This is a genomic window from Pseudomonas amygdali, assembly GCF_002699855.1.
Lineage (GTDB): Bacteria > Pseudomonadota > Gammaproteobacteria > Pseudomonadales > Pseudomonadaceae > Aquipseudomonas > Aquipseudomonas amygdali.
In genome coordinates this window covers 47,441-55,388 of record NZ_LKBW01000157.1, presented here as the reverse complement: position 1 = coordinate 55,388, position 7,948 = coordinate 47,441, and the positions used below count along the sequence as shown (strand labels likewise).

The following is a 7,948-nucleotide window of genomic DNA, read 5'->3' as shown; positions in this document are numbered from 1 at the left end:
CAGGATGCAGGCCGCCAAGGCAGCGTAAGTGGATAATTGTCCAACCTTCGGGGGGCATACCAGAGCGTGAGGAACGATAGTTTTGTAACTATCGTGCCCATGCTCCGCGTGGGCATGCCGTTATGGACGCTCTGCGTCCTCTCTATAGCGCCCTCACCCGTTCCAGCAGTACCTGTAGTGGATGCTGCACCACTTTGCCATCCTGGCGCTTGACCTGGCTGCGGCATGAGTAGCCATCGGCGACCAGTCGACCATCAACGCCATGCCGGGCCACCAGCGGCTGCCAGGACTGACGATAGATGGTGTCGCTGGTTTTCGCGTTTCGGGTTTCATGCCCATAAGTGCCGGACATGCCACAGCAACCGCTGGCCAGCACATCAAGCCTGAGCCCGGCGCGAGCGAAGGCTTTCTGCCAAAGGCCGACACTGGCGGGCTCGTTGGTCTTTTCAGTGCAATGCGGCAGGAAGTAATACGTCTCACCAGACGGAGCGTCACACTGCTCCTCAAGCGCAGAAGCCAGCCATTCCTGCGGCAGCATGACGGTCGGTACGCTCTCGCTGCCCAGCGTCTTGCTGTACTCCTGGCGATAGACCAGGGTCATGGCCGGGTCCAGACCGATCAGCGGAATGCCATACCCTGCCAGCTTGACAAGCGACTGGCTGTTGAAACTGGCAGCCTTCTCGAACGCGGCCAGAAAACCCTGCACGTGCAGCGGCTTGCCGTTGGGTGCGAACGGTGCGAGATAAACCTGATAACCCATGCGCGAGATCAGCTCCAGCCAGTCTGCTGCCAGCGGGGTTTCAAAGTATCGGGTGAACGCATCCTGAACCAGCACCACCGTACGTTTGCGCTCCTGCTCGCTCAACGCGGCCAGACGCTGCGGCGTGGCAATGCTGACATTCCAGCGGGCGCAGGCCGCGCGAAAGTCCATCAGGCTGAGCAATGGGCTGTCGACCATACCGGCGACATGCTCAAGCAGGTAACGCACCGGTTTTGCGCCCATGATCGCGTTATACAGCTTCGGAAAGCGCGCCAGGTGCGGAGTGCTGAACTCCAGCGAGCCAATCAGGTAATCCTTGATCGGGCGCAGGTAGCGGCTGTGGTACAGCTCCAGAAAACGCGAACGGAACTCAGGCACGTTGACCTTGACCGGGCACTGCCCCGCGCAGGACTTGCAGGCCAGACAACCGGCCATGGCATCGTAGACTTCATGAGAGAAATCCTTCTGCCCTGCTACTCTGGCCACGCTGTTGACAGTTCGCTCGGCAAGACTTTTCAGCACATTGGCATTCCGCGCCCTGGCGCTGGCGGTCAGGACGTCGACATCCTGCTCGCCTTGCAGACGCAGCCATTCCCGGACCAGCGAAGCGCGGCCCTTGGGTGAGTGAATGCGGTCACGCGTGGCTTTCCATGACGGACACATGGCATCGTCGGTGTCGTAGTTGTAACAGGCACCGTTGCCATTACAGTGCAGCGCGCTGTCGTAGCTCTGCCAGACCCGTTCATCGATAGTGCGATCCAGATCACCGCGCAACGTCACTTCATCCACCAGCGTCAAGCGTGATTCCGGCACCGTCGCAGGCGTGGCGATCTTGCCGGGGTTCAGCTGGTTGAACGGGTCGCAGGCAGCCTTAAGGGCCTGCAATGCGGGATACAACTCGCCGAAATATTCAGGCACGTATTGCGAACGCAGGCCCTTGCCATGTTCGCCCCACAGCAGCCCGCCGTAGCGCTTGGTCAGCGCGGCGACGGCGTCGGATATTGGCCGAATCAACGCAGCCTGCGCAGGGTCTTTCATGTCCAGAATCGGTCGTACGTGCAGCACGCCTGCATCAACATGGCCAAACATGCCGTATTGCAGGCCGTAGCTGTCCAGCAGCGCACGAAACTCCTGAATGTAATCGGCAAGGTTTTCCGGTGGCACAGCCGTGTCTTCAACAAACGGCTGCGGCCGCGCTTCACCCTTGACGTTGCCGAGCAGCCCTACCGAACGCTTGCGCATGGCGTAGACGCGGTTTACCGCAGCGCTGCCAGTTGCCAGGGTATGACCTAGGCGCACCACCAAGGTGTCTTTTTGCAGGTGAGCGACAAATGCATGGACGCGCTGTTCCACTTCATCCAGCTCATCACCACTGAACTCGATCAGGTTGATGCCCAGAGTCGGCGTGGCCGGGTCCTGCGGGAAATACTCGGCCACGCCGTGCCAGACGATATCCTGCATGGCCAGCATCAGCACTTTGGAGTCCACGGTCTCGATGGACAGCGGCTTGTGCGCCATCAACGCCTTGGCATCCCGCAGAGCGTCCATGAAACCGGCATAACGAACGTTGACCAGAATCGAATGTTTGGGGATTGGCAGGACGTTGAGTCGGGCCTCGACGATAAAACCCAGCGACCCCTCGGAACCGCAAAGCACGCTGTTGAGGTTGAAACGCCCGTCTTCCTCACGCAGGTGCGCCAGATCGTAACCGGTCAGGCAACGGTTGAGCGGCGGAAAAACGTCCTTGATCAATTGCGCCTGCGTATCGGCGATCTGCTGCGCACAGCGATACACATCGCCAGCACGGTCAACACGCGCTTGCTCGCTGGCCAGCTGCTCAGCGCTGAATGCCTGACTGTTGACGTAGGAACCACCGAGCAGCACGGTCGTCAGTTCCAGCACATGGCCACGGGTCTTGCCGTAGGTGCAACTGCCCTGCCCGCTGGCGTCGGTGTTGATCATGCCGCCAATCGTGGCGCGGTTGGAGGTCGACAGTTCCGGCGCGAAAAACAGCCCGTGCGGCTTCAGCGCTGCGTTGAGCTGGTCCTTGACCACGCCGGTCTGCACCCGCACCCAGCGTTTCTCGACGTTGATTTCAAGGATATTGTTCATGTGCCGCGACAGGTCGACCACCACGCCGTCGGTCAACGACTGCCCATTGGTCCCTGTGCCACCACCACGCGGGGTCAGCACCACCTGCTTGTACTCGGGCCGCGCTGCCAGGCGGGCGACAATTGCCACATCGTGGCTGTCCATCGGGAACACCGCAGCCTGCGGCAGGCGCTGATAGATGGAGTTGTCAGTGGCCAGCACAGTACGCGAGCCGAGGTCCCTGGCTATTTCGCCGCGAAAGCCGCCCTCCACCAGGGCATTGAGGAAACGGTCATAGTGACCGACCTGCTCGGAGGTCGGTTTCAACAGCGCAATCATGGTGGTCTTCCTGGCTGGCTAGGCGTTTTATATGCAAAGCACGTATGCTTCGAAACGCTCGTATGCATGGCGTTATCAACGGTTATCGTGATTCTCCGGCGTGTCATGCTTCAGTGCAAACGTAAAAGATGCCGTTTTTCCATGAGTTTTATGAATGAACACCAGAAGACTGACGCCCTCCATGTCTTTGTTGCTCGCTTTCGAGGCGGCCGCGCGGCATGGCAGCTTCACCAAAGCCGCAGACGAACTGGCCTTGACCCAGAGCGCCGTCAGCCGCCAGGTGCAGGCGCTGGAAGCCCAACTGGAAGTCGAGCTGTTCAAGCGTGATGGCAGACGTATCGAACTGACCACTGCCGGTGCCTTGTACCAGCATGAGCTGGCCGCGGCGCTGGGCCGTATTCGCAGTGCAACCCTGCAAACCATTGCGCACAAGGCAGAAGGCGGCACGCTGCACCTGGCCGTGCTGCCCACCTTCGGCTCCAAATGGCTGCTGCCGCGGATGCATGATTTTTACACCCGGCATCCGGGCTATGTGGTGCACATCCACTCACGCATCGTGCATGCCGACCTGACGCCGGCAGCCAGCGAAATGAACGCGATCATCTGTGCGGGTAACGGCAACTGGCCCGGTTACATCGCCCACCCGCTGGTCAGCGAAAAACTGGTGGTCATTGCCAGCCCTGCTGCGCTTGTCGGCTACCAGACGATCACCCCGGCGCAGGTGGCCCAGCATTCGTTGCTGAGCGTGGTATCGCGGCCCAATGCCTGGTCGGACTGGTTCGACAGTAATCGGCTGGACCACCACATCATGCGCCCCGGCCCGAGTTTCGAACTGACCTCGCACCTGATCCAGGCTGTGGCGGCGGGCATCGGTATCGCACTGGTACCGCGCATTCTGGTGCAGGACGAAATCAACAGCGGCGAACTGGTCACCCTGTTCGAGCCGCTGGACAGCGGGCGCAATTACTACCTGGCGTACGCGACGCGCTTTCAGAACCTGCCATCGCTGTGCGTGTTCAGGGATTGGCTGCTATCGACACCGTTTCCCGACCCTTTGTAAAACCTGCCCGCAACAGGAGCCGCCGTGCGTATCGAGCCCCTTCCACCCTTGCAGAACCTGATCGCCTTCGAAGCCGCCGTTCGGCACGCTAGTTTTACCCGTGCCGCCAGCGAACTGAACCTCACCCAGAGCGCGATCAGCCGTCAGGTCGCGCAACTGGAGGAATTTCTCGGCCGCGCGCTGTTTCGTCGCGAGCACAAGCGCATTCATCTGACGGTCGCCGGGCAGATTTACGCCGAGCAGATCCAGCGCGTGCTGACCCTGTGTGCAGAGGCCACGGCACAAGTCATTACCCATAGCGGCGAACAACAACTGACGCTGGCGTGTTCCAGCGGCGTGGCCGCACTGTGGCTGGGCCCTTTGCTGGGACGCTATCGCGATGCCTTCCCCGCCGTGGATATCCGCCTGCGAGTGGTTGACGGGCTGGACTCGCTGATTCGCGCGGAATTCGATCTGGCGCTGTATTTCCTGCGCGAAACATCACCGACGGGCCTCGACAGTCGTTTGCTGTTCGCCGAATCGGTAAATGCCTACTGCTCGCCAGACTACCTGAACGGCCAACTGCTGGAACCTGCACAGTTGCTGGACCACTGCCTGCTGATGCTGGAAGACGGGCAACGTCAGTGGCTGTCCTGGGGAGACTGGTTCGGCCGTCAGGGCGTTGATGCGTCGCTGATCCGCAAGCGCATGACCGTCAACCTGTATCCGGTGCTGGTCGACCTGGCTGTCGCCGGGCACGGCATCGTGCTTGGCTGGCAGCCAATGATTGACCGCCATGTGCAATCCGGTGCACTGGTACCAGCCTGCAAGAAAAGCGTCGGCGCGGTAGGCGGCTATTACTTGCTGACACCCAGCGGTAAAACGCCCCGGCGCGCTGCGCGTGCGTTCGAGAAATGGCTGACAGATGAGATAACCACACTAGCGCCCCGCCTCTGACGCTTGCATGCACATAACGCATGCAAACCTGCGCAATGAGCGTTTTCTTAAAATCGGCCCAGCACCTACTCTCGACTGAAACGGGCAAAAAGACCTGACTCAGCCGCACTTACATCAACCCTGCCCCTTAATCAATGCAGCCACTGCAGGGGGCCTCCCTGCGTGTATCGCATGCAGGAGCCTATCCAGTGAGCACATTACGATCCTCTGCTTCACGCACCCATGAACAAAAGACATGCCGCGCGGTGACCGCTACGGTGATCGGCAATGGCCTGGAATGGTTTGACTTCACGGTCTACAGCTTCTTCTCGGTGATCATTGCCAAAGTGTTCTTCCCCACCGGCAGCGAGCTGACCTCTTACCTGTTGGCGCTGGCGACCTTCGGGGTCGGCTTCTTCATGCGTCCGGTGGGCGGCATTGTTCTGGGCATCTACAGTGACAAGCGCGGGCGCAAGGCGGCTTTATCCCTGACCATCCTGCTGATGGCGCTGGGGACGCTGATCATCGGATTGACGCCCAGCTTCGCGCAAATTGGCTATCTGGCACCGCTGCTGATTGTTCTGGCGCGACTGCTGCAAGGGTTCTCTGCCGGTGGCGAGATGGGCAGTGCCACCGCATTCCTGACCGAGCATGCTCCGCCCGGCAAGAAAGCCTTCTACTCCAGCTGGATTCAGGCCAGCATCGGCGTTGCAGTGCTGCTCGGCTCTGCGCTGGGTGCCATTCTGTCCAGTTACCTTACCCAGGCGCAGCTGGAAAGCTGGGGCTGGAGGGTGCCATTTCTGATTGGCACACTGATCGGGCCGGTCGGCTTCTATATTCGCAGCCGGGTGGATGAGACGCCTGCCTACAAGGCCGCAAAACCAGTCGAGTCGCCTCTGCGCGAAGTCATCAAGACCTACCCGCGCCAGACCCTGATCAGCTTTTCGCTGGTCGTGCTGTGGACCGTCTGCACCTATGCCATCCTGTTTTACATCCCCTCCTACGCCCAGCGCGTGCTCGGCCTGCCGTCATGGATGGGCTTCAGCGCCGGCATGATGGGTGGTGCAGTACTGATCGTCGCCACACCGATTGTCGGCGCCCTGGCAGACCGTAGCGGGCATCGCCCATGGTTGTTGGGCTCGGCAATTGCCATCCTCTTCAGCGCCTACCCGATGTTCCTGTTCATCAACCAGATGCCGGGACTGTTTTCGCTGCTGGTCTTTGAACTGGTACTCGGCCTGCTGATTTCCGGATACATCGGTTCGATCCTTGCGGCCTTCGGCGAGTTACTGCCCACCCACGTGCTGTCCACCGGGCTTTCGGTGGCCTACAACTTTGCCGTCACCATTTTCGGCGGCTTTGCCACCTTCACCATCACCTGGCTGATTGCCTCGACCGGCAGCAACCTGGCACCCGCTTTCTACATCATGTTCGCGGCCGTCGTCAGCGGCATTGGTGCGCTGCTGTATCGCGACCGTGCGCCTGCTGCCCATCGTCCCCTGTCTGGAGCTTTCCAATGAGTATTGCTGATCCTACACGCCTGATCCTGCGCAACGGCCGTCTGCTGGACCTGCAAAAAGGGCAATTGATTTCCGGCCAGGAAGTCGTGATCGAGGGTGAGCGCATTATCGAAGTGCGTGCCGAAGGCGAGCCTGCCGCGGTTGGCGCTCAGATTATCGATCTGGGCGGCAGAACCCTGATGCCCGGCCTGATCGACTGCCATGTGCATGTGCTGGCTTCCAACGCCAACCTGGGCATGAATGCCCTGCAACCCAACGCAATCATCATGTACCGCGCATTACCGATTCTGGCTGCGATGCTCAACCGCGGTTTTACCACTGTGCGTGATGCCGGGGGTGCCGACTGGGCGCTGGCGCGTTCGATCCAGATGGGGCTGATTCCCGGGCCAAGGATCTTCGCTTCGGGCAAAGCACTGTCGCAGACCGGCGGCCATGGCGACATGCGCGCACGGGGCGAATTGCTGCTCAACGAGCCTTGCTCGTGCTGCTTTCGGGCCGGGGCCATCGCCCGCGTAGTGGACGGCGTCGATAACGTGCGTCTGGCCGTGCGCGAAGAGCTGCAACAGGGCGCCAACCAGATCAAGATCATGGCTTCGGGCGGCGTCTCGTCACCAACCGATTCGATTGCCAACACCCAATACAGCGAAGCTGAAATCCGCGCCATCGTTGACGAAGCCGCCGCTGCGAATACCTACGTGATGGCCCATGCTTATACCGCACGAGCGATTCGGCGCGCCATAGAATGCGGCGTAAGAACCATCGAGCACGGCAACCTGGTGGATGCCGACACCGCCCGACTGATGGCCGAAAAAGGCGCATTTGCGGTGCCGACTCAGGTCACCTATGAAATGCTTGCCGAATACGGCGAGCGCTTCGGCCTGCCAGCGGACTCGGTGGCCAAAATCGAGGATGTGCGCCAGGCCGGCCGCAACGCCCTGCTGCTGTTCGCCGAAGCGGGCGCACCGATGGGCTATGGCTCGGATTTACTGGGGGAAATGCACGAGTACCAGACCCACGAACTCAAGATTCGCGCCGAACTGCTCGGTAATCTGGCGGCGTTACGCAGTGCAACAAGTGTTGCGGCGCAGATACTCCAGCGCGAGGGTGAACTGGGTTGCATCAGCGCCGGTGCGATAGCCGATCTGCTGGTGGTGGATGGCGACCCGCTGAGCGATATCGGTTGTCTGGTCGGTCAGGGCGAGCATCTGGCGATGATTGTTCAGGGCGGTCACGTGCGTAAGAACACCCTGGTCTGACCGGGCG

5 protein-coding genes are annotated in these 7,948 nt (G+C 60.6%); 4 read left to right on the top strand and 1 reads right to left on the bottom strand.

What is annotated here, in order from left to right; genetic code table 11:
- Window positions 1-142: 142 nt before the first annotated feature.
- Entirely contained in the window at window positions 143-3,190 is a 3,048-nt protein-coding gene (gene ydiJ / locus AO277_RS12595; protein WP_044318105.1) for a D-2-hydroxyglutarate dehydrogenase YdiJ, read from the bottom strand.
- 154 nt (window positions 3,191-3,344) lie between these two features.
- Here ydiJ and AO277_RS12590 point away from each other — a divergent pair, with 154 nt between their 5' ends.
- The 4 genes from AO277_RS12590 to AO277_RS12575 all read left to right on the top strand — a co-directional run bounded on the left by AO277_RS12590 (window position 3,345) and on the right by AO277_RS12575 (window position 7,941).
- Window positions 3,345-4,250 (top strand): LysR substrate-binding domain-containing protein, encoded by a 906-nt coding sequence (locus AO277_RS12590; protein WP_080899189.1) that lies wholly within the window; start codon window positions 3,345-3,347, stop codon window positions 4,248-4,250.
- Between the two features lie 24 nt (window positions 4,251-4,274).
- A complete protein-coding gene (locus AO277_RS12585) occupies window positions 4,275-5,186 on the top strand; it encodes a LysR substrate-binding domain-containing protein (protein ID WP_002553725.1) in 912 nt (303 codons plus the stop codon).
- 188 nt (window positions 5,187-5,374) lie between these two features.
- Window positions 5,375-6,685 carry an MFS transporter gene (locus AO277_RS12580; RefSeq protein ID WP_044318103.1) on the top strand — a complete coding sequence of 437 codons (1,311 nt, stop codon included), beginning with the start codon at window positions 5,375-5,377 and terminating at the stop codon, window positions 6,683-6,685.
- The gene (locus tag AO277_RS12575) at window positions 6,682-7,941 is read left to right on the top strand and encodes a metal-dependent hydrolase family protein (protein WP_044318102.1); all 1,260 of its coding nucleotides are present in this window, start codon (window positions 6,682-6,684) and stop codon (window positions 7,939-7,941) included. The genes AO277_RS12580 and AO277_RS12575 overlap by 4 nt, the downstream gene beginning before the upstream one ends.
- The last annotated feature ends 7 nt before the right edge of the window (window positions 7,942-7,948 follow it).